Source organism: Thermomicrobium roseum DSM 5159, assembly GCF_000021685.1.
In the GTDB taxonomy this organism is placed as follows: Bacteria; Chloroflexota; Chloroflexia; order Thermomicrobiales; family Thermomicrobiaceae; genus Thermomicrobium; species Thermomicrobium roseum.
On record NC_011959.1, the window covers coordinates 1,719,350 to 1,743,001 of the forward strand.

Genomic DNA, 23,652 nt, shown 5'->3' on the forward strand with positions numbered 1-23,652 from the left:
GGCGCCAGCAGATGGGAAAGACGCGATCGATGCCTGAGACCATTTTGACCGTCGAGGGAGCGAGCAAGCGCTACGGAACGCAGGAGATATTCCGAGACCTCCGCTTCCAACTCCTCGAACGCGAGCGGGTCGGACTCGTCGGCCCCAATGGGGCTGGCAAGAGCACCCTCTTGCGGATCATCGCAGGGCTCGAGCGACCGGACAGCGGACGGGTCATCGCTCGCCGCGGGCTCCGTATCGGCTACGTTCCTCAGGAACCGGATCTTCCGCGTGGCCACACGGTGCTGGAAGCAGCGCTCGACGCCCTGGCTCACGTGCGAGCGCTCGGCGATGAACTCGTTGCCCTCACCGAAGCGATCGCTTCGAGTCGCGACGAGGAAGAACATGCCCAACTCCTCGCCCGCTACGAGGCAGTGAGCACTCGTTTCGAGGCGGCTGGCGGCTGGGAACTGGACGTCCGGGCTCGTACCGTGCTAGCCGGACTCGGGTTCGCGGAGTCCCAGTTCGCCTGGCCGGTCGAGCACCTCAGTGGTGGTCAGCGGACCCGCCTCGCGCTCGCGCGAGCGCTTTTGAGCGATCCCGATCTGCTTCTCCTCGACGAGCCGACCAATCATCTCGATCTCCCGGCCTTGTCCTGGCTGGAGTCCTTCCTCCAGCGCTGGCGCGGGACCGTCCTCGTCGTCGCGCACGACCGGTACTTCCTCGACCAGATCACGACGCGGACACTCGAGCTCAGCTTCGGTCGGATCGAAGAATATCCGGGCAATTATTCCAGATATCTCGAACTCCGTGCCCAGCGCTTCGCGGAGCGGCTGGCCGCGTACGAACAGCAACAGGAGTACATCCGCAAGGAGGAAGCGTTCATCCAGCGCTACCGAGCCGGTCAACGGGCTCGCGAGGCTCGTGGCCGCGCAACGAAACTAGCACGACTCGAGCGACTGGAGCCCCCGCGCGAAATGGAGCGACTCCAGCTCGCGCTCGTTCAGGGCGGGACGAGCAGCCGGACAGTCCTGACGACGACACCACTGGTGATCGGTTATCCCGGCACGGTGCTCCTGCGGACGCCGGAACTCGTCATTCAGCGCGGCGAGCGGATCGCGATCGTCGGCCCCAACGGCGCCGGGAAGACGACACTCCTCCGCACGCTCGCCGGAGAACTCGCTCCTCTGTCCGGTTCGCTCCGTTACGGCACCGGTGTCAAGCTCGCCTTTCTCCCACAGGAACCGCGCCTGGACGAGCGGCGTACCGTCCTCGAGACGTTGCTTCGCCAGCATGCAGCGAGCGAAGAGGAGGCGCGCCGTCTGGCCGCGCACTTTCTCTTCCACGACGACGAGGTCTTCAAGCCGGTCAGCGCCCTGAGCGGTGGGGAGCGGCGTCGCCTCGCCCTGGCGCTCCTCACGCTGGAGCGCCCCAACCTTCTATTCCTCGACGAGCCGACCAATCATCTCGACCTTCCCAGCCGCGAAGCCCTCGAAGCCGTCCTCGGGGAATTCGCCGGCACCCTGCTCTTCGTTTCCCATGACCGGTACTTCATCGATCGGCTCGCGACCATGCTCTGGGTGATCGAAGGAGCAGAGCTTCGCGTCTGGTTCGGGGGCTACAGCGAGTATCAGCGTACGCATCACGCGACCGCGATAGCTCAGCCGCCGCGTCTTTCTTCCCCTGAACAGCCACTCGCGCCAGAGCCTGGACGCCCGCGCCGCTCACGCTCGCCACGACAGATCGAGCGAGAAGTGGCACAGGTCGAACGCACGATCGAGCAACTGGAGGCACGCGTGCGCCAGATCGCTGACGAACTGGATGAAGCCACGGCTCGCCACGATGTCGAAACGATCGCTGAGTTGGGGGCGACCTACGATGCGCTGACGCGCGAACTCGAGCAGGCCTATGCGCGCTGGGAGCACCTCCAGGAGGAACTCGCTGTCGCGCGGGTCGGAGAACTCTGAGATGGCGCGACGCCCTTACGTGATCGGCCTGACCGGCAATATCGCCTGTGGCAAGACGCTCGTCCTCAGGGAATTGGCCGCGCTAGGTGCGGAAACGATCGACGCGGACGAGGTTGCCCGCACTCTCGTTCAACCGGGAAGCCCTGTTCTCGCAAAAATCGTCGAGGCTTTTGGCCCGTCCATCCTCCTCCCCGACGGTTCACTCGATCGGCGCGCGCTCGGCGCGATCGTTTTTCGCGACCCCGTGGCACTCCGTCGCCTCGAGGAGATCACGCACCCCGTCATCGTCGCCGAGATCCGACGCCGTATCGCTGAGACCGAGCGTCCGGTCGTCGTCATCGATGCGATCAAGCTCTTCGAGTCGAGTCTCGCTCGGGACTGCGACGAGGTCTGGGTCGTCACCTGCACACCGGAGCAACAACTCACCCGGCTGATGAGTCGCAACGGCCTCAGCGAGGAAGAAGCGCTGGTCAGGATCCGAGCCCAACCACCCCAGGAGGAAAAGATCGCTCGCGCCGATCGCGTGATCGACAATAGCGGGACGATCGACGAGACGCGTCGTCAGGTGCGGAAACTCTGGCAGGAAGTTCTGCGCAAACTCGGGTACCCTCAACCGAGCTCACTTGCCGATCGCGATGTCTCCCCCTACACTGCCGGTGAGCGGACCGACCAGACCGAAAGGAGAGACGATCGCGATGGGACGGCGGAAACCGAGCCTGACGCCGGAGGAAGCCCGCGCCCTGCACCATGAAGCGCTCGTCATCGACTCGCAACAGCCGCCGATCACGAGCGGTGCGCTCTTCACCCCCCGCATGCAGCAACTCGTCAGCGAATACGCGCGGCTCGGTCGCACGCGTGCCGAAATCCAGCCGCTGCTCGAAGCGATGATCGTTCGCGAACTCCGCGATTCGGCAGAGGCACGCGAGTCGTACCTGAACCTCTGGCGACGAGCTGGCGTCACGGTCGCCTGCGGCACGTTCTCCGGCCCTGGACCGATCAGTCAGGCCTTCGAGCAAGCCGTCCGGCGTATCGCGAACGCCCACGCAATCGTCGACCTCCTCACGGACCATCTCGTGCTCGTCCGCGAAGCCGCGGATATCGAGCGGGCGCACCGCGAAGGCAAGCACGGGATCGTGATCGATTTCCAAGACACACTCGCGTTCGGCGACGATCTCGATCGCATCGAGTTGTTCCATAACCTGGGTCTGCGCATGGTCCAGCTGACGTACAACCTCCAGAACCTGGTCGGTGACGGCTGCACCGAGCGTTATCAGGGCGGACTGACGACCTTCGGCCTCGAGGTCGTCCGCCGGCTGAACGACCTCCGGATTCTCGTCGATATCAGTCACTGTAGCGAGCAGGTGGGGTGGGACGCTCTCGCCGTCTCCACGGCACCCGTCGTCGTGTCCCACTCCGCAGCCAAGGCGTTGTCCGGCCACCCTCGTGCCAAATCGGACGAACTCGCCCGTGCTGTCGCCGAGCGCGGGGGATACTTCGGCGTCGTCGTCGTACCGGGCTTTCTCAGCGCGCATCCCCACGTCACGTTGGAGAACTTCGTGCGGCATGTCGAGCACATGGTCGATGTCTGTGGTATCGATCAGGTCGGTATCGGAACGGACAAGATGGGACCACCGAGTTCCCGGACTGGATCGCTCATCGAGTACCCGCCCGAAATGCCAGCGACATTACCAGGAAGCTTCGACTGGACAGGTTTCCGACTCGAGGAGCACCGCTTGACTCCCGACTATCAGATCGAGGGCTACGAAACATTCGCCGATTGGCCGAACCTGACCGTCGCGCTCGCCCAAGCGGGCTTCACCGAAGAGGAACTCCGCAAGCTGCTCGGGCTCAACTTCTTGCGCGTTTTCCGCGAGGTCGTCGGCTGAATCCGATACCGCGAGTGTTAGGATTAGCGAGGAACTCGGCGGCAAAGGGCGGAGATCGGTCTTGCGGCCCCTCTCGCACCCGCTCGCCAACTCCGCTGGCATCACTCCGACGTTGGAGGATGGTGATGGAAGCCTCGATTCGGCTGGGAAGGCTCCGCGGCATCGAGATCGGCGTGCACTACAGTTGGCTCCTCGTCTTCGCCCTGTTGACCTACTCCCTGGCGGTCGGCGTCTTTCCGAGCTGGTATCCCGGTTGGAGTTCTGGAACCTATTGGGCGGTCGGCGCACTCGCGAGCGTCCTGCTGTTCGCTTCTGTTCTGGCCCACGAACTGGGACACTCGCTGGTTGCGCAGTCCCGTGGTGTACCCGTCATCAGCATCGTCCTGTTCATCTTCGGTGGCGTCGCGCAACTGGCTGACGAAGCACGCCGAGCGCGCGACGAGTTTCTCATCGCTGTCGCCGGACCGCTCGTCAGCGTCGCGATCGGTATCGTCTCGCTCGGACTCTGGCCGATCGTCGAGGACATCAGCCAACCCCTCGGGGCGATCTTCGAGTACCTGGGGTGGGCCAACCTGATCCTCGTCGCGTTCAACTCGATCCCGGCCTATCCGCTCGATGGTGGACGCGTCCTCCGAGCGCTCCTGTGGGGGACACTCGGCAACGTTCTCCGCGCAACACGGATCGCAGCCGGGATCGGTGTCGCGATCGGGTTCTTGTTCATGGCGGGTGGGCTCTTCCTCGTGTTCCGTTCGCCGCTTTCCGGTATCTGGCTCATCGCACTCGGCTGGTTTCTCCAGAATGCTGCTCAGCAGTCGTACCAGCAATTGGTGATCCGCCGCTTGTTCGAAGGAGTGCATGTCGGCCAGCTCATGGATCCCGATCCGCCGACCATCCGCCCCGACGCGACGATCGACGAACTCGTCGATGCCTTGCTCGCCTACAACGTGCGCAGCTTCCCAGTCGTCGAGGACGGACGGCTCGTCGGAATCGTCACATTGACCGATGTGCGACACGCACCGCGCGAGCAGTGGCCGATCCGGCGCGTCCGCGACTTGATGACTCCGCGCGAGCGGCTGATCACGGCGAAACCAGAAGACGATCTCGAGCGGATCCTCCGCCTGATGGCGACGCACGAGATCCACCAAATCCCGATCGTCGATGACAGCCGCTTACTCGGCTTACTGACGCGCAACGCACTCCTTCGTTTCTTGCAACTCCGGCAGGAACTGGGTCGCTTACCCGACGAGGTTGCTGTCTTGTACGCGCAACGTCAACGCGAACGCCGCGCCAGCTGAGCGAGGCTCAGGCATCAGCTGCGACCGGATCGACGAGATCGACCGGCACGATCTCACGGTTTCCGTCCCGCTCGACCCAGACCGCCCGGAACGCCAAGCTATCCGGCTGGCGAGCCACAAACGGCACGCTCACCAGGCGACCGAGCCCCGGCCGGGCCGGCAGCCGGAGATGCACCACCGCACCGGGAACCAGCGCGATCGGTTGGAGAGGTTGCCCCTGCAAGCTCCGCGAGGACACGAAGCAGGCTGGACGATCGAGTCCGAGACTTGCGCTCGACAGGAGCGCGACCCATCGTCCGGCACGCTCGGCCAGAAAGTCGAAGGCCGGTTCCGGCACGGGGAGACGACCGAATCCCTCCAGCATGAGCACACCGAAGGGAAACGGCCAGTCCGCACTCGGGTCGACCAGTGCCCGCTGGAGACGGGTCGGCGCCGCGCTTCCCCAGAACGGCTCGAGCGCGTGTGTCGAGAGACCGCCCACGATCACACCGGCCGCTCCCACATCGTGGAGGCGCCGGAGCGCAGCGCTGCTCACCGTCATACCGGCCAGAACGATCGCTCCGCGGCAGCGCTCGTCGAACTCCTCGGCGGGGAGTTCACGATCCGGCCGATCGGCCAGAACGATCAGTGGACCAGCGCTTTCCCGACCGAGGAGGCTTGCTCCGAGCAGAAGATCACCGATGGCACGAATCGTCACTGCATCGTCGGCAACGCTTCTCACCTCGCCTGCGACGAGAGCAGGTACCGCCCGCCGCGGTGGATCGGTCACCACGGTCAAGAGACCGGTTTCGGCATCCAGCGTTGCCAATCGCCCAGCGATCGGGCTGGTCACTTCTTGGCTTCGCAGCCCTCGGCGACGCACTGCCACCACTTCACCCGCCTCGACGCGCTCCCCGAGCGCACGCACCAGGTAGCGCGCTGCGTCCGCTGGTGCGACTCCGAGTTCCGCCGCGAGCGCGATCCGTGCACTGCGTGGCAGGCCGTCGGCCGCCATCGCCAGGATCGTCTCCGGTTCGACCAGTTGCCCAACAGCGACGCGCAGTTCCGGTGCAGCCAAGCGATGTCGCACGAGGCACTCCACATCTTGCGCGACCAAGGGCAGGCGCCCGAGAGCGCTCACCGCATCACCCCCTCCGCCACACCGAGGTCAGCCAGCCAGGAACGGATCCGCCGAGCGCGAACTGGCGGATCGTCCGGTAACCGCAAGGGGCGTCCTCGCGCGTCGATCACGATTCCGAGACGCGTCCAACCGAGCGCTGCCTCGCCAGCGAACTCGATCGCGACCCCTGGCTCGAGACACCCGATACGAATACCTGCTTCCGGCTCCACGAGAAGTTCCGCTGAACGGCCAGAAGGAAACGGTAGGACGTGCAAACTCCCCCAGGGCACCGCGAAGCGGTGCACCAGATCACCCGCACGAACCTCGCCGCGGACGGCGATCGCTCCCTCCATGGCATCACCAGCCACAACGATGACATGAGCCAACGGGAAGAGCGCATCCCGCTCCAGGAGTGTCGCCGCGTATCCCGGATCGATTTCAGCGAGCGCACCGCACGTCGCCAGGAGATCCGCCTCGTCGAGCGCGACACTGACGAGCCCGCCAGCCGGAAGTGGCGCGAACCCATCGAGCGCGCACAGCAATGCGAGTTCCGCAGGAAGCCAAGCCAGACGTGGTCCGAGTACGACGAGCGTGAGATCCTCGCGCATTCCGCTCGGTGGCCCTGCGCTCGCCAGATCCTGCACGAGCGCTCGCACCGCCGCAGTCGCGATGAGTTGGTCACGCCACTCGAAAAGGAAAGGAGACGCCGTCATGACGCGATTGGCGAGCCAGTCGAGGATGTCTTCTTCGGTCATCGGAAAAGGAAGCCAGCGCGCGATCGTCTCGGGACCGAGTGCTGCCAGTCCGAGCGCCCCCTGCTCGAGGTCACGCCCAGCTCGATAGAGCGTCAACATCCCCTCGGAACGCGCCCAGATACCGAGCATCCCCTGCTCGAGATCGACGAGAGCGACACGCTGATCAGCACGCCGGACGAGAAAGGCAAGCGCACGCTCCAATGCCGTGGCACGATCGACGAAGCGATCCAGTTCCAGTGCTTTCAACTCCGCTGACAGCAGCGTTGCCACCCGGGAGCGAAACTCGCTCGTCACCGCGCGGACGACCTCAGCTGGCTGGGAGGTGGTCGGATCGACACCCATGAGTTCGACCTGATCGCCGATCGTCTTCGCCACGAGCTGCTGGATCGCTTCCGGCGCGATGACGATACCGACTTCGAGGTCAAATGCGTCGCCGAGCGCGTTGCTCACTGCCACCATGGCCGACTGCCAGGCAGACTCATCGGATCCCCCCGTCAGCAGGAGAAAGCGAGGACGCAGTTCCACGAGCTGTTGCACCAGCGCCGTCAGGCTTGCTACTTGCGTGGCGTCGATCCAGTGGGTCTCGACCATGGCTGCTTCGGCAGCACGCTTGGCGAGGTCTGTCAGCAACGGGTCCAGTGCGATGGCCAGCACTGCGAGGAGCGGAACGCTCGCCGGACTACCGACCGCGATCCAGGCGTCGGCGCCGTCTCCCAGCAGGCCACGCGGACGGATCGGGCGCTCCTCGGCGAGCAATCGGCGACCGAAGCGCTCTTCGGCGAACGCCAATCCGGTCTCGACGTCCCGGCCAGGAACCGCCACCGTTCCGAGCAGTCGTGGCTCACCCTCGACGCGGTCGGCCAGCACGATCCGCGTCATCCCCTGGTTGCAGGAGATCGCCACAGCACTGTGCATGCGCGCTCTCCTCACTACCTCCCGGGCGCGCTACCGGCTCTGCCACAAGATGTACAAGACCACACCGATCAAGACTGCCAGTGCCAGGAACAGAGCGATTCGTACCAGGCGACGATCTCCGGCTGGCTCAGCCGCCGCAGCAGCGACCCTACCGAGTGCCGGCGCGACCGGCAAGAGCAGGGGTGGAAGCGGCTCGAAAAGCGAAGGATCGGCCGTTTCGCTCGCGATCGGCTGCGACCAGGCAAGCACCACTGGCGGCACGACGAACGCCGCTGTCGTCGGCAATGGCGGCGCTTCGGCTGCCGACTCGGTCGGTTCCCGCAACCACTCCGGCAGATCCAAATCGCTCAGCAATTGGAGCTCGCTTCCTGGCGTTCCTGGTTCCTCTGCCCGAAGCCACTCGGGAATCGGCACCTCACCGAGCGACTCCCCCGGAGCCAGTTCGAGCTGCTCGAGCGCACTCAGATCGAAAGGAAGGAGGTTTCCACACTGGCGACAATAGGTATCCTCGGGAGCACGCAACGCTCCACAGCTGGAACACACTCCCGTCCCGGCCACCGGTTCGCCGATCGCAGCCCCACAGATGGGACAGGTGTCACGTCCCTCACCGATCCGCTGTCCACACTGCGGGCAGTACACCGAAGCTTCTCCGTTCGTACTCGATCCTCCAGGAGCGAGTGTAACACTGGATACCGATCGACAAGAGCCCCAGAAGTCCTAATCGAGGGAGCCTCCACGGAGTTCCGCACTGTCCAGCCAGATCGTGACCGGCCCATCGTTGACGAGCGCGACGTCCATGTGCGCACCGAACACACCGGTCTCGACGGGTACACCGAGTGCCCGCAGCGTCTCCGCGAAGGTATCGACGAGCGGTCGCGCCTCGTTCGGCGGGGCAGCCTCGATGAAGCTCGGCCGACGTCCTTTGCGCACATCGGCATAGAGTGTGAACTGCGAGACGACCAGCGCACTGCCACCGACGTCGAGGAGCGAGCGGTTCATTTTGCCGGCTTCGTCCTCGAAGATCCGCAAGTGCGCGACTTTGTGCGCGAGCCACTCGGCCGTCGCCCGGTCGTCACCATGCCGCACTCCGACCAAGAGCAGGACTCCCTGGCCGATCGAACTCACCAACGTTCCATCAACCGTGACACTGGCTTCGCTCACCCGCTGGAGGAGAACCCGCACTGTCCTTACCTCCCGTCCGGATCGGAGTCGTGTTCCTCGTCGCTGCGCTGGAGCATCGCCACGGCCAGCGCAGCGATCCCCTCACCACGCCCGATGAACCCGAGTCGCTCGTTCGTCGTCGCCTTCACGCTGATCTGCTCGACGGCGAGGGACAACGCCGCAGCCAACCGCTCGCGCATCCGTTCTCGAAAGGGTGCGATGCGGGGAAACTCGGCGATGACCGTCGCATCGACGAAGATCACGCGCCAGCCAACTCGGCCGAGCTCCTCCCGGATGCGGCGGAGGAGATCGAGACTCGAGGCATCCCGCCACCGCTCGTCGTCCGGTGGGAAATGCGTCCCCAGGTCACCGAGTCCAGCCGCCCCCAGCAGCGCATCGCCGATCGCATGAGCCAAGACATCGGCATCCGAGTGTCCAGCTAAGCCGACCGTTCCCGGGATCTCGACACCACCCAGCACTAGCCGCCGCCCCGGCACGAGTGGATGGACGTCGTAACCCAAACCAACTCGTATCATGCGTTCCCCCGCATCCTGCGCTCGAGGATCAGCTCGGCAATCGTCACGTCGATCGGCGTGGTCAGCTTGAGATTCTCGGGATCGCCCGGAAAGACAAAGACTGGAAAGCCAGCACGTTCGAGCAGCATCGCTTCGTCCGTGGCGGTCACCCACTGCGCACCGGCCCGGCGGTACGCTTCGCGGAGCCAGTCCAACCGAAAGACTTGTGGCGTTTGCGCCGCTACCAGGGTCGAGCGTTCCGGGGTCGTCACGACTCGCCCATCGCTGGCCACCTGCTTGATCGTGTCGGTCACCGGAATCGCTGCGACCGCTGCGCCGTGTCGCAGCGCTGCTGCGATGGCTCGCCGGACGAGCTCGGGCGTCACGAGCGGCCGAGCGGCATCATGGATCAGCACATACCGTCTGTCGTCCGGTACGTGCTCCACCCCCGCTCGGACCGAGAGCGCACGCTCCGCTCCACCGATCACGACCTGGACAGGAAGCGACAGCCCGAGCGCAGTGCACAGCGACTCGACCGCTTCCCGATTCGCCTCGCTGGCCACGACGATGATCTCGGCGATGACACCGGAAGCACTCAGTGCCTCCAGGACCCAGGCCAAGGCAGGACGACCAGCCAGCGGGAGCAGCGGTTTCTCGCGCCCGCCGAGTCGTTGACCTCGCCCCGCCGCCGGAACGACCGCACTGCACGTCATCAGGGCTCGCTCTGCGCGACCAACTGCGCGAAGACCAAGCGTCCAGCTGGTGTCCGCAGGATCCGCGTTACCTCGACTGGCACGTCCTGGCCGATGCGCGATCGTGCTTCCTCGACGACGACCAGTGTCCCATCGTCCAGATAGCCGATCGCCTGCTCCGGCTCGCGTCCCGGACCACTCAGGTGAAGGACGAAGCGATCCCCCACGTGTACCGGACTGCGGAGTGCCTCGGCCAGCTGATGCGGATTCCACACCACGAGCCCCTGTACACGAGCCACGTCCGCCAGACGCTGATCGCAGGTCACCAGCCGACCAGCGCACTCTCGGCAGCAGGCGACGACTGCATCGTCCGCTTCGGTTTCGGGAACGCGCGCGGGAACCACCACGAACTGGGAACCGACCTCCTCACGCAAGCGCCGCAAAAGCTCGAGGCCGCGCCGGCCACGCGCTCGTCGGGGAGGGTCGCTGTGTTCAGCCAGCCGATGAAGTTCCCGCAAGACTTCTTCCGGGACGAGAAGCTGCGCATCGGGTACGGCAAGCCGGACGAATTCTCCGATCCGCCCGTCGATCAACGCGCTGGTATCGAGGACGAGGGCGAGCCCGGGCCGCTGAGAACGGAGACCCATGACCTCCATCAACTCGCGACGCCGGCTGCTCACCAGCGCTGCCCCGACCAGCATGGCCAGCAGAGCAACAGTCGGGGGGATCAGTTGCCCCGCGGGGCGAGGCAGGAGCGCCAACGGCCAGGCCAACAACAGCCCGAACACTCCACCGGCGAAGGCACCGATCCCGCCAGCGATCAGCGCATCGACCGTCAACGCACGCAAGCGCGCCCAGATCGCGTCCGAGAGATCGAACAGAAGATATGGCGTCACGAGAAAGCCGAGCGCGGCGAGGACCGAGGCGAGAAAGAACTGTGTCACCGCAACCAGTTCCGGACGAGCGGCGAAGAATCCGCCGAACGACCAGCCCAGGAGCGCACCAATCGAGAGACCAGCATATCGGAAGAGACGGCCGAGCGGCCCCCGAGCCCGTTCCGCACGCGCGCGCCGGCGGTCAGCTGGGGTGCGAGCACCCGCCCCACCAGCCGTCTCCGCTTCGGTCGTCTCTCGTGAAGATCCGACCACGACCATCGCGACCGCACCATCGCTCGCTGGCGCCGACTCTCACTGCTCAGGCAGTGTAGCAGCACCTCCTCGACCCGAGCGAGCCCGTGCTGCCAGCATGTCCACTGACTGGCGGGGTACATCGACACTCCCGAGTTCGCGCTCGGCTCGGAACCCAGGTCCGTGGTAATCGCTTCCACCAGTCGGGATCAATCCCCAGCGCGCAGCCAGCGCAACGAGTTCACGTTGGATTTCCGGCGCATACTCGGCATACCAGGCTTCCAACCCAACGAGCCCGACCGGCACGAGTTCCCCCAAAATCGTCTCCGGATCACCGGCACTCAGCGGATGAGCGAGCACCGGAGCGCCCCCGGCAGCCAGCACGATCTCGACGGCACGCCGAGGCGAGGGATACGTCCGTGGCACATACGCCGGGCGGTTGCGTCCCAGGAACCGCTCGAACGCCTCGTCGATCGATCCCGCGAACCCTCGCGCGACGAGCAAGCGCGCTGCGTGAGCGCGGGTGATGGTTCCCCCTTGGGCGATCGCTTCGAGATCCTCCATCGTCACGGGAATACCGAGCTGTCGGAGTCGATCGACCATCCGCTGAGCGCGCTCCCGGCGCGCAGTGGCGAGCGACGCCAGATGTGCCTGAAGCACCGGGTCCGCTGGATCGATGAAATAACCGAGGATATGGACTTCGCCTGTTTCGACCGCTGTGCTCAGCTCGATGCCCGGGACGATCTTCACACTCCGATGAGCAGCCGCAGATTGGGCAGCCGGAAGACCAGCGACCGTATCGTGGTCGGTGATCCCGAGCACCTCGATACCGCGCACCGCGGCAAGCTCGACGAGCTCCTCGGGCGAGAGGATGCCATCCGACGCTGTCGTGTGCGTGTGAAGGTCGATCGTACCCATGAGCGGGAAAACGAACTGCCCCCAGCCAGTCCTGGCTGGGGGCAGCGAGTTCTCAGCGCGGTTCCACGATCAAGCGGATCGCGGTGCGATCCTCGTTCCCGATGGTCACCGTGATGAACGAGGGAAGGCAGACCGCATCGATACCGGATTCCGCGAGGTAATCGCGGGCGATCGCCACCGCCTTGATCGCCTGGTTGGCCGCGCCAGCACCGATCGCCTGCACTTCAGCACGCCCGACTTCACGGACGACACCGGCGATCGCACCAGCGACGGCACTCGGGCGCGAGCGAGCCGAAACCTTGAGCACTTCGCTGCGGCGCGGACGCTGCCCACCACTCCCTTGCGCGCTCGAACGCGCCGGACCCTGATTCGCCTCCTCCTCGGGCGGGAAACTCGCTTCGGTCCCGATCTTGATTTCGCGCAAATCCAGTTTGCTGAAGAAGCGCTCCATGCTGTCTCCTCCGATGGATGTGGGTCACTGCCACGCTTGTCGCTGAGCCTGATACCGTTTCCGAGCAGCGTGTCCGACGCTTCGCGCTGTCCCCACTCCTCTCCTGTCTCGATGTCCCGTCATCCCCTTCCGATCACCGTCGCGACGGCTACTGCGCAAGGCTGCAGCCGCGTGTAGGCGTACCATACCGCGATCATGCCGTCAATAGGGAGCGCCCAGCCTATTCGACGGCGTCCATCCACGATGCTTCTGCGCCCGACCGCCCAGCTTCCGCAGCGAGAAAAGTCGAGAAGGCGACGCCACGACGGGCAGGCATTCGCGAGGCGCAGTGTCGCTCGCTCCCAGTCTGGCCCCGTCGGGGGCTCCATGCAGCCGGGGCGTACCACCGAGTGCTCGCGCGCCGAGCCCGTCATGCTCTGGCAGGATCACTCGGCCGATACCCAGCCTTCTCGGCACACAGCGAGAGCAGCGCGACCATCAGAGCTGCTCGCGGGGCAGCAGCCCCTGGGTTCAGAGTTGGCGGAGATGGAGCGTATCGGCGTGCCCGGGCTCGGGAAAATAGCGGAGACTCGTAATGAAGACGGCGTGATCACCGCCCCTGACGAGCCCGCTCGCACGCGCTGCCCCTGCTGCCTGCTCGATCAACTCCTCGCTGGTTTCCGCGAACGAAGGAAGTGCGAGCGGCACAATCCCCCAAACCAGGGAGAGTTGCCGGGCAACCATGGGATCACAGGTCACCGCGACGATCGGTGCGACCGGTCGCTCGCGGGCCACTTCCCGAGCGGTAAACCCGCTTCGCGTGATCGCCACGATCGTGCGAACCGCTCGCCAACGTCGAGCGAGATCGGTGGCGGTGCGCGCGATCGTCGCAGCGATCGTCGTCGGCTCTTCCTCTTCGGGAACCGGTGCAGGGGTCAGCTGCTGCTCGGTGGCGACGATGATTCGATGCATCATCTCGACCGCCTCGACCGGATACTGACCAGTCGCGGTTTCCGCACTGAGCATCAGAGCGTCAGCTCCCTCGAGAACAGCATTCGCCACGTCGCTGACCTCCGCGCGAGTCGGGATCGGCTGCGTCGTCATCGATTCCAGCATCTGTGTGGCGATAATGCTGGGAATACCGAAGGCACGGGCAACGCGGATGATCCGCTTTTGCGCGATGGGCACTTCCTCCGGCGGCAGCTGAACACCGAGATCGCCCCGAGCGACCATGACAGCGTCGCTCTCGCGCGCGATCTCGCGGATCGCTGCCAGCGCCTCGGGACGCTCGATTTTCGCGACGAGCCGAGCGCGCCCGCCACACTCGCGCAGGATCGCTCGCACCGACCGGAGATCATCCGGCCCCGTGACGAAGCTCACCCCGATGTACTCCAGCTCGTGCTCGGCGGCGAAGGCGATATCGGCTCGATCGCGTTCGCTCAATCGGAAAGGACGCCCGAGGACCCCTGGTACGGCAACGCCCTGTCGCCCCCGGATCTGGCCACCACGCAGGACGCGAGCGATCAGCTCGTCTCCCGCGCGCGACTCGACGACGAGCTCGATCAACCCATCGCTGATCAGGATCCGATGCCCGGGCCGCAGCTGAGCGACCAGTTCTGCATCGTCGATACTGAGCCGCTCCGGCGAGAGCGGCTCACTGCCCGGAACGATCCGCACACGCGTGTCGCGAATCAGGCGGAATGAATCACCCTCCAGGGGACCAGTCCGTGGCTTCCAACTCGCCAAATCCTGCAGGATGGCGATCGGTCGCCCTGCCCGGTCAGCAGCAGCTCGCAGGTCAGCCACGATAGGCCGGCGTTCCTCCGGCGAGTTGTGCGCAGCGTTCACCCGAAAGACATCGACACCAGCGGCGATCAGCTGGTCCAAAACCGGCGGACTCCAGGAGGCCGGACCGATCGTTGCCACGATCTTGGCGCGACGTCGCCAGCACGACGCTCGCTCTTCCGCCACGAGACACCTCCTCGCTCCCCCGGCCCGACACGACGAGCAAACGAGGATAGCCCGCAAGACGCTAGCAGGCAATGCGCGCTCTCCGGCACCGCTCTCGATCAGGCATCTGGCGGGAGTGAACGCTGTCGGCAGCGATCGACCGTCACCGGCGAGCGTGCTAGGATCATGAGCGCACCGGAACGCGAGTGCTGCGTGAGGAACGGTAAAGCTGATGCGCGCTGCGCGTTTGCACCGATATGACACGACGCTCGAAGGAGCAGCGTGCTCGCTCCTGGAGGACATGCCGGACCCAACGATCAGCGCACCGGACGAGGCAATCGTGACGATCGACGGTGCTGGTGTGTGCCGCACGGATCTCGACAGCATCGAAGGGCAGTGCAGCGACCGGATTCCGGTCGCACTCCCTGATTCATTCCTGGGCACGAGAACGCCGGTTTCGTCGTCGCGGTTGGTCCCGCGGTGCAACGCTCCCACCCTGGCAACCCAGTCATCATCTCTCCACCGATCACCGATGGCACCTGCTGAGCTTGCTGGCGTGGCCGAGACATGCACGGCGAGGGAGGAGACGTTCTGGATCTTACGCGGGAAGGGGGATCGGCCGAATATCCTGTGATGAAGGAGCAGAACTCCGTGTGGAGACCACGCGTGCTGCCACTGCCTTCCGTGTCGCCTCATGCCGATGCCGGGCTGACTGGCTACCATGCGGTCAAGCGGGCACGCTGCTGGTCCGAAGCGGGCGACACCGTCGTGCCCATCGGCTTCGGTGGGCTCGGGCAGAGCGCGTTTCCGATCGCGCACGCGCTGGTCCAGAGCATCGTGGTCGGTCGATCGGAGCAGACACGCGATCATGCCCAGGAACTCGGGCACGCTGGACCGAGCGAGCTGACCGCGAGCCGGTCGAGAACGTCCGGCAAACCACAGGAGGGCAGGGTACAGCGGTCATCCTGGACTGCGTCGGCGAAAGATCGACACCCTAGCGAGGGCCGATGATGACGCGCGGCGGCGGGGTCTCTTGCATCGGGGGCTCTGGTGGACGAATCGACACCCTCTCGAGAGAACTCGCCGATCAGGAGAAGACGATCTCGAGCAACCTGGTCGGTACTGATAGCGAACTGGGCGAACACAGAGAACGCGTCGTAGGGGAATCACATTGTCAGTATCCGACGATCCGCTCGCCCAGATCGCCCAGGCACCGTGGGTCCTGTGGGATGGTCGCATCGAGGGATGCGCGGTACTCGTACCCTGAGGACTGTGAGCAACAGAAAGGAGGCGGAGGATGCCGATCGAGCTGGTAACCGTGCCCATCGAGAAGCCGGATCACGTGAACGTGATCTTCGGGCACAGTCATTTCATCAAGACAGTAGAAGATCTGCACGAGGCCTTGGTCAATGCAGTACCCGGGATCAAATTCGGGCTGGCCTTCAGCGAAGCATCGGGACCGCGACTGGTCCGCTGGAGCGGAACCGATCCGGAGTTGACCGACCTGGCGCGGCGCAATGTCTTGAACATCGCGGCTGGACACTGCTTTTTGATCATGCTCGGCAACGCGTATCCGATCAACGTCTTACCGGCCGTGCGCAACGTGGTCGAGGTGTGCACGATCTTCTGCGCCACCGCCAACCCGGTCACGGTCGTGCTCGCCGACCTGGGCGAGCAACGCGCTGTCCTCGGAGTCGCCGACGGTTTCAAGCCGCTCGGCATCGAGGGAGAAGAGGACATCGCCAAGCGGATGAGTTTCCTCCGGCAGATTGGGTATAAGCTCAGCCCTGGAGTATCATAAACCGAGGTTGTGCCGGGACACCGAGCCGAGCGGTCGCGACGACCACGACGGAGTGGAACCGGTCGAGGAGACCGGGCCAGTCGCGACCAGGCAGGCGCAAGACAGGAGGATGCGATGACCAGCACAGTCGATGGCCAGCTGCCCGGGGTAGCACTCCCCAAGAGCGAACTTCTCGAGATGTATCGCCTGATGGTCCTGATCCGGCGCTTCGAGGAGGTCGCTGCGGAGCAGTACGCACTCGGCAAGATCGCGGGCTTCTTGCACCTCTATATCGGGGAGGAGGCGGTCGCAGTCGGCGCGATCCGTGCCATGGATCCGGACGATCACCTGGTGACGCATTACCGCGACCATGGCTACGCGCTGGCGCTCGGTCTCGATCCGCGACGGTGCATGGCGGAACTCTTCGGCAAAGCGACCGGTCTCGTCGGCGGGCGCGGTGGCTCGATGCATTTCGCCGATGCATCCAAGCACTTCTGGGGTGGCTACGCGATCGTGGCCGGCCTCCTGCCGATCGCGGCTGGGCTCGGTTTGGCCAGCAAGTACTTGAACCAGCGGCGCGTCGCAGTGGCGATCTTCGGCGATGGCGCGACCAATAATGGCGCCTTTCACGAAGCCCTGAACTTCGCCGCGCTGTGGAAGCTTCCCGTCCTGTTCCTCTGCGAGAACAACCAGTACGGCATGGGCACAGCTGTGCAGTATGCCTCAGCCGTGCGGGAGATGTACCGGAAGGCCTGCGCCTACGACATCCCCGCCGAGCGAGTCGATGGCCAGGATGTCCTCGCGGTCTACGAGGCGACGAAGCGAGCACTCGAGCATTGCCGGTCCGGGAATGGCCCCTACTTCCTCGAAGCTCTCACCTATCGCTACCGTGGGCACTCGATGGCTGATCCGGAGACGTATCGGTCCAAGGAAGAGGTCGAAGAGTGGCGCCGTCACCGGGATCCGATCGAGCGCTTCCGGCAACAGTTGCTCGCCCACAATGTCGCCACCCCGGAGGAACTGGCAGCGCTCGACCAGGCAGTGGAAGAGGCGGTCGCCGAGGCCGTCCGCTTCGCCGACGAGAGTCCCGAACCGGACCCGGAGACACTCACCCAGTACGTGTATGCCGACCCGATCACCGTGCGCTAAAGAGGAATGGGGACGACAATGGCACGAGAGATCACCTACCGCGACGCGCTACGCGAGGCGCTGCGCGAGGAGATGTACCGCGACGAGCGCGTCTTCCTCATGGGTGAAGACATCGGCGCGTACGGTGGTTCCTATGCGGTCACGCGCGGCTTCCTCCAGGAGTTCGGACCGGATCGGGTCCGCGATACACCGATCGCCGAACTGGGGATCGTCGGGCTCGGAATCGGAGCCGCGATCGGTGGTCTGCGCCCGGTCGTCGAGCTGATGACGGTCAATTTCGCACTGCTCGCCCTGGACCAGATCGTGAATCACCTGGCCAAGATTTACTACATGTTCAATGGGCAGTTCACCGCGCCGGTCGTCGTGCGTACTGCCGAGGGCTTCGGCCAACTCGGTGCGACGCACTCGCAGTTCTTCGAGAATTACTTCGCCTATGTTCCCGGACTCCGCGTCGTCGCTCCGGCCGTCCCCAAGGACGCGAAGGGGTTCCTCAAGGCCGCGATCCGCGGGAACGATCCGGTCATCTTCATCGAGCATTCGCTGATCTACCGCAACCGCGGTGAAGTACCGGACGGGGAGGACTTCCTCCTGCCGCTCGAGGGAGCCGAAGTCCGTCGCGAAGGGCGCGACGTCACCATCGTCTCCTGGCTCCGCGGGTACTACCTGGCGCTCGGTGCAGCTGAGGAACTCGCCCGCGAAGGGATCGAGTGCGAGGTGATCGATCTGCGTGTCCTGCGCCCGCTCGATGTCGAGACGATCGTCCGCTCAGTGCAAAAGACGAACCGTCTGGTGATCGTCGAGGAAGGCTGGAAGTCGTTCGGCGTCGGAGCCGAGATCGCTGCGTCGGTCCAGGAACGGGCACTCGACTACCTGGACGCACCGATCATGCGCGTCGCCAGTGTCGAAGTCCCGATGCCGTACGCGCGCAATCTCGAGCGCCTGGTCATCCCGAACAAGGACAAGGTCATCGAGGCGGTGCGGGAGGTGCTCTATCAGCGGCTCCCCGCACCGGTCGCGCGGTAGCGCCAGGCAGGTGGGGACGGAGGAAACGAAATGGCACGACCGCTCGTCATGCCCCAGATGGGGTATGACATGAAAGAAGGCACTATCCTTCGCTGGCTCAAGCATGAGGGGGACCGCGTCGAGCGCGGCGAACCGATCGCCGAAATCGAGACCGACAAGGTCAATCTGGAGATCGAGTCGTTCGCCTCGGGCGTGATCCTGAAGCTTCTGGCCAAGGAGGGAGAAACCGTTCCGGTCGGGCAACCGATCGCCCTGATCGGTGAGCCCGGTGAGAAGGTGGAAGAAGAGGCTGTACCAGCTCCTGCGGTTGTCGGCGCTGCCACTGCGGCAGGAACCGTCACCGCCCCAGGACCGAGGGCGCCGGAAGCCGCCCCGCTCGAGGAGGGCCCCACCGCACCCGGTGAACGGGTTCGCGCCTCACCGCTCGTCCGGCGGCTCGCTGCCGAGCACGGCATCGACCTCAGCAAGATCCGCGGGAGCGGCCCTGGCGGTCGCATCGTCAAAGAGGACATCTTGCCGCTCATCGCTGCACCACGCGCACCGTTGGCACCCGAGCAGCCAGCTCCGGCCGCTGCACCACCGCCACCACCGGTACCCCCAGCCGCTCCGCCAGCAGCGGCGGCACCAGCGGTGGCCGTTGCACCGGTTCCAGGATTGCCCGAGTTCGAAGTGATCGAGCTCTCTCGCATCCGGCAAACGATCGCTCGCCGGATGGCCGAGAGCTTCCAGCAAGCGCCGCACTTCTTCGTCACCACTGTCGCCGAGGTCGACGCGCTGCTCGCCCTGCGCGAGCAGATCAACGCGCAGGTCCCAGAGGAGGAACGCGTCTCGGTGACCGATCTTTTGATCAAAGCCTGCGCACTGGCACTGCGCGACTTCCCGACGCTGAACGCGAGCTTCGTCCCACCCAACCAGCTACGCATCTACAAGCGCATCGACATCAACATCGCGGTCGCGACCGAGCACGGCTTGATCGCGCCCTACGTGCCGGACGCTGACCACAAACCCCTCGCGGAGATCGCGCGGCTGACCAAGGATCTGATCGCGCGCGCCCGTGAGGAACGCTTGCGTCCCGAGGAATATCAAGGGGGGACCTTCACGATTTCCAACCTCGGGATGTTCGGGCTGGTCGAACACTTCACGGCCATCATCAACCCACCCCAGGCAGCGATCCTCGCAGTGGGAAGCATCCTGCGCGAACCGGTCTATCGCGAGGGAAGCGAGGAGCCGGTACCGGTGCGCCGCCTGCGTCTGACCCTTTCGGTCGACCATCGCGTCGCCGACGGCGCCGTTGCCGCCCGCTTCCTCGAGACCGTACGCACGCTTCTGGAGCAGCCGATGCTGCTGCTCGTCCGCTGAACAGGGTTCGGGCACCTCGAGCGAGCCTGCCGGCTGTAAGCGGTCGGCAGGCTCGCGCGTTGTTTCGGCAGAGCCGGAAATGATCCGGCCAGCTCGCGCCCCGGGGACAGCGCACGAGAAGGATTCTCCAGAAAGGACGGATGCGTTACACTCGTCTCGTTCGGCACAGTCGATAGCCTGCGAAAGGGGACAACAGCATGAAGCATTGGTCAAGACGCTTCGGCGTCGTTCTCCTCGCGCTCGGTCTGCTCGTTGCCTCGAGCGCCCCGGTCACAGCGAACTGGTCCGCACCCACCCCCACAGCGAGCCTCTGGGACATCGACGAGCAACTCGTCGTCCCGTATCTGCCGAACAACGAGACGCTCGCGGGTACCGGTCCGTGGCACGGAACGGTCACCGTCGCCAACGCCAGCAACTTCCCGGTGACCGTCGACATCGCCAAGGCGGACGGCTCCCCGATCACGAGCGTCAACCTACCCGGCAACGGCTCGACGACCCTGGCCGCGGGAACACTCTTCGGCTCCAGCCCCGGCGGTGGTCTCTTGCTCAGTGGGCGTGAGCAAGGCGGCTGCGCATCCCAGGCAGTTCAGGAGTTCACCAAGACGCGCGGTACCCCTGCGAACACGGCCGATACTATCGCTTTGCCGGTTCCCAGCGGCGTCAACGTCACCCAGGTCGTCGTGAGCCAGGGAACGACGCTCTACGCAGCACCAGCCGACTATACCTTCTCCCAAGTCGGTACGACGCTGAACATCAGCTGGGCACCAGGTGGAGCTGAGCCAGCTGGCGGCAGCGCCTACAGCGTGCAAGTCGCTTACGACTTTCCCTGCCGCCCGGCCCGGCTGAGCGCCGCTGTCAAGCTCATGGCCCCAGCCCCCTCGACGAACGGTCGCACGAGCAGCACTCACCTCATGGTCAGTGGATACGCCGGACTGAGCCGGGCCAGTGCGGTCGGCAGCACGCTGGTCGCACCGATCGCGCAGGCCAACTACAGCGGTTGGAAGACGGTCCTGCACGTCACCAACGTCGGCAGCACGCTCTGCTCCGTCACCGTCAAGCTCTACCAGCACCCGAGCGGCACCCAGACGCATACGCTCACACAGGCAGTGGCTGCCGGCGCGACGTGGAACCTGGACCTCGTCGCTGCTGGCGTGCCGAACAACTGGCTGGGCACCGCGCGCATCGAAGGAGTCGGGTGCCAGCTGACCGCCAGCATCGACCGGATCAAGCCGACTCAGCCCTGGGGAACCCCAGTCAATATGGCCCTCACCAACCTCGCTTTGCCGGCGGGTTCCTTGACCAGCACAGTGTATGTGCCGCTCGTCTTCCAGGCCTACTTCGACTGGAACACCGGCCTGGCCGTGACGAACGCTGGGGGCGTTCCCGCGACCGTGACGATCAACTACTACGGAACCAACGGCAACCTCATCACCACCAAGAGCCTGGGGCCGATTGCGTCCAACTCGATGGACTTCGACTATCTGAGCGGGAGCGGTGGCCAGCTCGCTCAGGCGGTCATCACTAGTACCCAGCCGATCATCGTCTCGGTCGATGCCGTCAAGTACACCGGGGGTGGCGCGGACGTCGGGCAAGCGCTGACCTCGATGGGCATCAATGGACCACTCACCCTGACACCAGGTCTCCCCATGCCGCTCCTCCGCGTCCCGCTCTTCCAGAAACAGGGGTCGAGCGGCAACGACAACAGCGGGATCCAGCTCTTCAACGTAGGCGGTGCTGCGGCCACGGTCACGCTCGACTTCTTCGACGCGAGCGGCGCACCGCAACCTCCCTCACCCTTGACTGTCCCAGGGATCGCCCCCAACGGCGCCGTGACCATCTACGCGCCGAGTCAGGCACCGCTCCCCGCCAACTTCCAGGGTCAGGTGCGCGCCGCCGTGACCGCGGGCGGACCGGTTGTCGCCATTACCAACAACGTCAACTACGACGTGCAAGCTGATGGATCGGCCGCCTTCAATGTCGCGACCGGACAGCGCGCCCTCCGTGTCGACTTCGGCAAGGTCGCCAACAAGAGCGGCGTGGATACGATCATCGTCGCCCAAACGGTCGACGAGAACGGTGTGCAGATGCCCGCCCAACAGATCCTGGTTCAGGGACCGGCCGGTCTGACCATCACGACCTCACCCGCCTTCACGAACATGTTCGGAGCCGCGACCGTGCTCGTGAAGGGCACCAACACGACGGCCCCCGTCACCGTCTGTTGGGACTTGAACACCAACGGCAACTGTGACCCGACCGAGCCGCAGGTCATGCAGTCACTGAGCTGGGCTCCCTGAGCACCAGGTGCATCGGCTCCCGCCCGGGACGAGCTGAAACGCGCTCTCGGGCGGGAGCGTCTGTCTTTTCGCTGGCCACGCTCGATCCGCCCCGCTCCGCTTCTGCTCTGCTGTGCAGGCTGGCTGGAATGCGTTCTACTGGCCGGAACGCGCTCGCCCGGTCACGGCGTGGCAGCAGGGGTCTCCGCACTCTTTTTTCCCCGCGCTCCCCGGCTCCTCGCTGATCGCTCGGCCGCGGACCAACCACGGTTTCACTGATCGGTCCCACAACACGTCCAGGACGACGACAACCGGCAACGCGAGCGCAGCACCGGCAACGCCCCCGAGTTCGGCCCCAGACAGAACGGCCACCAGCGCTGCCAGGGGATGGACATCGAGTCGCTCCCCCTCGACGAGCGGAGCGATGACGAGCCCTTTTGCATTCTGGATCAGGACCGAGCTCGCGATCGTCACCAGGAGCGGGATCCACTCCGCCAGCAGCGCGAGCGCGAAGAGCGGGATACGCGCCAACTACGGTCCGATCCGCGGCACGAATTCGCCCACTGCCACGAGAAGACCGAGGAGGAGCGGGGAGGGGACACCGAGCGGCCAGAGCACGAGCGCAGTCCCTACCCCCACGATCCCCATCACGGTCAGCTTCGCACTCACGTCATTGCCGATCCGGCGCCAGATCTCCACGACGATGGCGCGCAGCAGTGGGCGCTGCGCGGGAGGCATCGCTGCCAGAAGCAACGCGAAGAGCGTCCGCCGCTGCATCACCAGTGCGCTGCTGAGCGCGATGATCGCGACCAGATCCAGGATCGTCGCGAGCGCCCAGCGAGGAAGCAGCACCGACTGGCGAGCGAACGACGCGAGCCACTGGCTCGCCATCGCTTCCAGCTGCAGCTCGACCGGCGCGAGTTCCGGATAGGATGCGCGGAGTTCGCGCTACAGTGCCCGCAACCGCACCAGTTGCTCGACTAGTCGAGGCAATTCGTCCCGCAACGCGAGCGCTTGGGCAACTAGCGGGGAAAGCACCAGCAACACGAGCGCCACCGCGATCAGTCCGGCGGCCGCGAAGACGAGCGATACCGCAACACCCGCTGGGAGGCGATGCCGCTCCAGCCAGCCGACCGGGCGAGCGATGGTCTCCGCGACCAGCACGGCGACGTAGGGGACGAGCACGTCGCGCAGGACGAACAGGAACCAGCCGAGGGCGAGTCCAGTGGCAGCCACGAGTATCCCGCAAGCGATACTCAGAGCGAGCCGCAGATCGACGAACGCGCGCACTGCCCTCCTCTCTCTGCCGCCGTGACCCGCAGTCAACGAGCGCTGGGGCATTGTTACAATAGTCGAGTGCCCGTGTCCGGACACGGGCT

Annotated in this window: 21 protein-coding genes and 1 pseudogene; 10 read left to right on the forward strand and 12 right to left on the reverse strand. The window is 65.2% G+C overall.

Annotation, left to right across the window (positions count from 1 at the left end):
• Positions 1–29: 29 nt before the first annotated feature.
• The 4 genes from TRD_RS08030 (at position 30) to TRD_RS08045 (ending at position 5,127) form a co-directional block, all read left to right on the forward strand.
• A complete protein-coding gene (locus TRD_RS08030) occupies positions 30–1,946 on the forward strand; it encodes an ABC-F family ATP-binding cassette domain-containing protein (protein WP_041436979.1) in 1,917 nt (638 codons plus the stop codon).
• Between the two features lies 1 nt (position 1,947).
• Positions 1,948–2,697 (forward strand): dephospho-CoA kinase, encoded by a 750-nt coding sequence (coaE, locus tag TRD_RS08035; RefSeq protein ID WP_015922658.1) that lies wholly within the window; start codon positions 1,948–1,950, stop codon positions 2,695–2,697.
• Positions 2,642–3,832, forward strand: coding sequence for a dipeptidase (locus TRD_RS08040; protein ID WP_052294083.1), 1,191 nt, complete (start codon positions 2,642–2,644; stop codon positions 3,830–3,832). The genes coaE and TRD_RS08040 overlap by 56 nt, the downstream gene beginning before the upstream one ends.
• 125 nt (positions 3,833–3,957) lie before the next feature.
• Positions 3,958–5,127 (forward strand): site-2 protease family protein, encoded by a 1,170-nt coding sequence (locus tag TRD_RS08045; protein WP_015922660.1) that lies wholly within the window; start codon positions 3,958–3,960, stop codon positions 5,125–5,127.
• Between the two features lie 7 nt (positions 5,128–5,134).
• On the opposite strand, the gene TRD_RS08050 is transcribed toward TRD_RS08045, so the two are convergent.
• The 10 genes from TRD_RS08050 to pyk form a co-directional block, all read right to left on the reverse strand.
• Positions 5,135–6,247 (reverse strand): hypothetical protein, encoded by a 1,113-nt coding sequence (locus TRD_RS08050; RefSeq protein WP_015922661.1) that lies wholly within the window; start codon positions 6,245–6,247, stop codon positions 5,135–5,137.
• Positions 6,244–7,896, reverse strand: coding sequence for a hypothetical protein (locus TRD_RS08055; protein ID WP_015922662.1), 1,653 nt, complete (start codon positions 7,894–7,896; stop codon positions 6,244–6,246). Before TRD_RS08055 ends, TRD_RS08050 begins: the two co-directional genes overlap by 4 nt.
• A gap of 30 nt (positions 7,897–7,926) precedes the next feature.
• Positions 7,927–8,535, reverse strand: coding sequence for a zinc ribbon domain-containing protein (locus tag TRD_RS08060; RefSeq protein WP_015922663.1), 609 nt, complete (start codon positions 8,533–8,535; stop codon positions 7,927–7,929).
• A gap of 78 nt (positions 8,536–8,613) precedes the next feature.
• Complete coding sequence (gene dtd / locus TRD_RS08065; RefSeq protein WP_015922664.1) at positions 8,614–9,078, reverse strand: D-aminoacyl-tRNA deacylase; 465 nt, start codon at positions 9,076–9,078, stop codon at positions 8,614–8,616.
• 5 nt (positions 9,079–9,083) lie between these two features.
• Positions 9,084–9,593: a 2-C-methyl-D-erythritol 2,4-cyclodiphosphate synthase gene (gene ispF / locus TRD_RS08070; RefSeq protein ID WP_015922665.1), complete on the reverse strand. Its 510-nt coding sequence runs from the start codon at positions 9,591–9,593 to the stop codon at positions 9,084–9,086.
• On the reverse strand, positions 9,590–10,285 hold the full coding sequence (gene ispD / locus TRD_RS08075) for a 2-C-methyl-D-erythritol 4-phosphate cytidylyltransferase (protein WP_015922666.1): 696 nt from the start codon (positions 10,283–10,285) through the stop codon (positions 9,590–9,592). The genes ispF and ispD overlap by 4 nt, the downstream gene beginning before the upstream one ends.
• On the reverse strand, positions 10,285–11,418 hold the full coding sequence (locus TRD_RS08080; protein ID WP_015922667.1) for a nucleotide binding protein, PINc: 1,134 nt from the start codon (positions 11,416–11,418) through the stop codon (positions 10,285–10,287). The genes ispD and TRD_RS08080 overlap by 1 nt, the downstream gene beginning before the upstream one ends.
• A 33-nt stretch (positions 11,419–11,451) precedes the next feature.
• Positions 11,452–12,309: a PHP domain-containing protein gene (locus TRD_RS08085; RefSeq protein ID WP_015922668.1), complete on the reverse strand. Its 858-nt coding sequence runs from the start codon at positions 12,307–12,309 to the stop codon at positions 11,452–11,454.
• 52 nt (positions 12,310–12,361) lie between these two features.
• The gene (locus TRD_RS15365) at positions 12,362–12,760 is read right to left on the reverse strand and encodes a stage V sporulation protein S (RefSeq protein ID WP_015922669.1); all 399 of its coding nucleotides are present in this window, start codon (positions 12,758–12,760) and stop codon (positions 12,362–12,364) included.
• Between the two features lie 510 nt (positions 12,761–13,270).
• Entirely contained in the window at positions 13,271–14,710 is a 1,440-nt protein-coding gene (gene pyk / locus TRD_RS08095; protein WP_015922670.1) for a pyruvate kinase, read from the reverse strand.
• 411 nt (positions 14,711–15,121) lie between these two features.
• Between pyk and TRD_RS15370 the strand changes: the two genes are divergently transcribed.
• From TRD_RS15370 to TRD_RS08125, 6 genes are all read left to right on the forward strand, one after another.
• The gene (locus TRD_RS15370) at positions 15,122–15,235 is read left to right on the forward strand and encodes an alcohol dehydrogenase catalytic domain-containing protein (protein WP_081433478.1); all 114 of its coding nucleotides are present in this window, start codon (positions 15,122–15,124) and stop codon (positions 15,233–15,235) included.
• A 757-nt stretch (positions 15,236–15,992) separates the two neighbouring features.
• Positions 15,993–16,490 carry an adenosine-specific kinase gene (locus TRD_RS08105; RefSeq protein WP_041436992.1) on the forward strand — a complete coding sequence of 166 codons (498 nt, stop codon included), beginning with the start codon at positions 15,993–15,995 and terminating at the stop codon, positions 16,488–16,490.
• Between the two features lie 114 nt (positions 16,491–16,604).
• On the forward strand, positions 16,605–17,618 hold the full coding sequence (pdhA, locus tag TRD_RS08110) for a pyruvate dehydrogenase (acetyl-transferring) E1 component subunit alpha (RefSeq protein WP_015922675.1): 1,014 nt from the start codon (positions 16,605–16,607) through the stop codon (positions 17,616–17,618).
• 18 nt (positions 17,619–17,636) lie between these two features.
• Positions 17,637–18,641 (forward strand): alpha-ketoacid dehydrogenase subunit beta, encoded by a 1,005-nt coding sequence (locus TRD_RS08115; protein WP_015922676.1) that lies wholly within the window; start codon positions 17,637–17,639, stop codon positions 18,639–18,641.
• A gap of 30 nt (positions 18,642–18,671) precedes the next feature.
• A complete protein-coding gene (locus TRD_RS08120; RefSeq protein ID WP_015922677.1) occupies positions 18,672–20,000 on the forward strand; it encodes a dihydrolipoamide acetyltransferase family protein in 1,329 nt (442 codons plus the stop codon).
• A gap of 197 nt (positions 20,001–20,197) precedes the next feature.
• Entirely contained in the window at positions 20,198–22,294 is a 2,097-nt protein-coding gene (locus TRD_RS08125) for a DUF4815 domain-containing protein (protein WP_015922678.1), read from the forward strand.
• Between the two features lie 135 nt (positions 22,295–22,429).
• Here the strand turns inward: TRD_RS08125 and TRD_RS15120 are convergent.
• Both TRD_RS15120 and TRD_RS08140 read right to left on the reverse strand, forming a co-directional pair.
• Positions 22,430–23,197, reverse strand: a pseudogene (locus tag TRD_RS15120) (AI-2E family transporter); the annotation flags it as partial.
• Between the two features lie 24 nt (positions 23,198–23,221).
• Positions 23,222–23,563: an AI-2E family transporter gene (locus tag TRD_RS08140; protein ID WP_015922681.1), complete on the reverse strand. Its 342-nt coding sequence runs from the start codon at positions 23,561–23,563 to the stop codon at positions 23,222–23,224.
• Positions 23,564–23,652 lie beyond the last annotated feature (89 nt).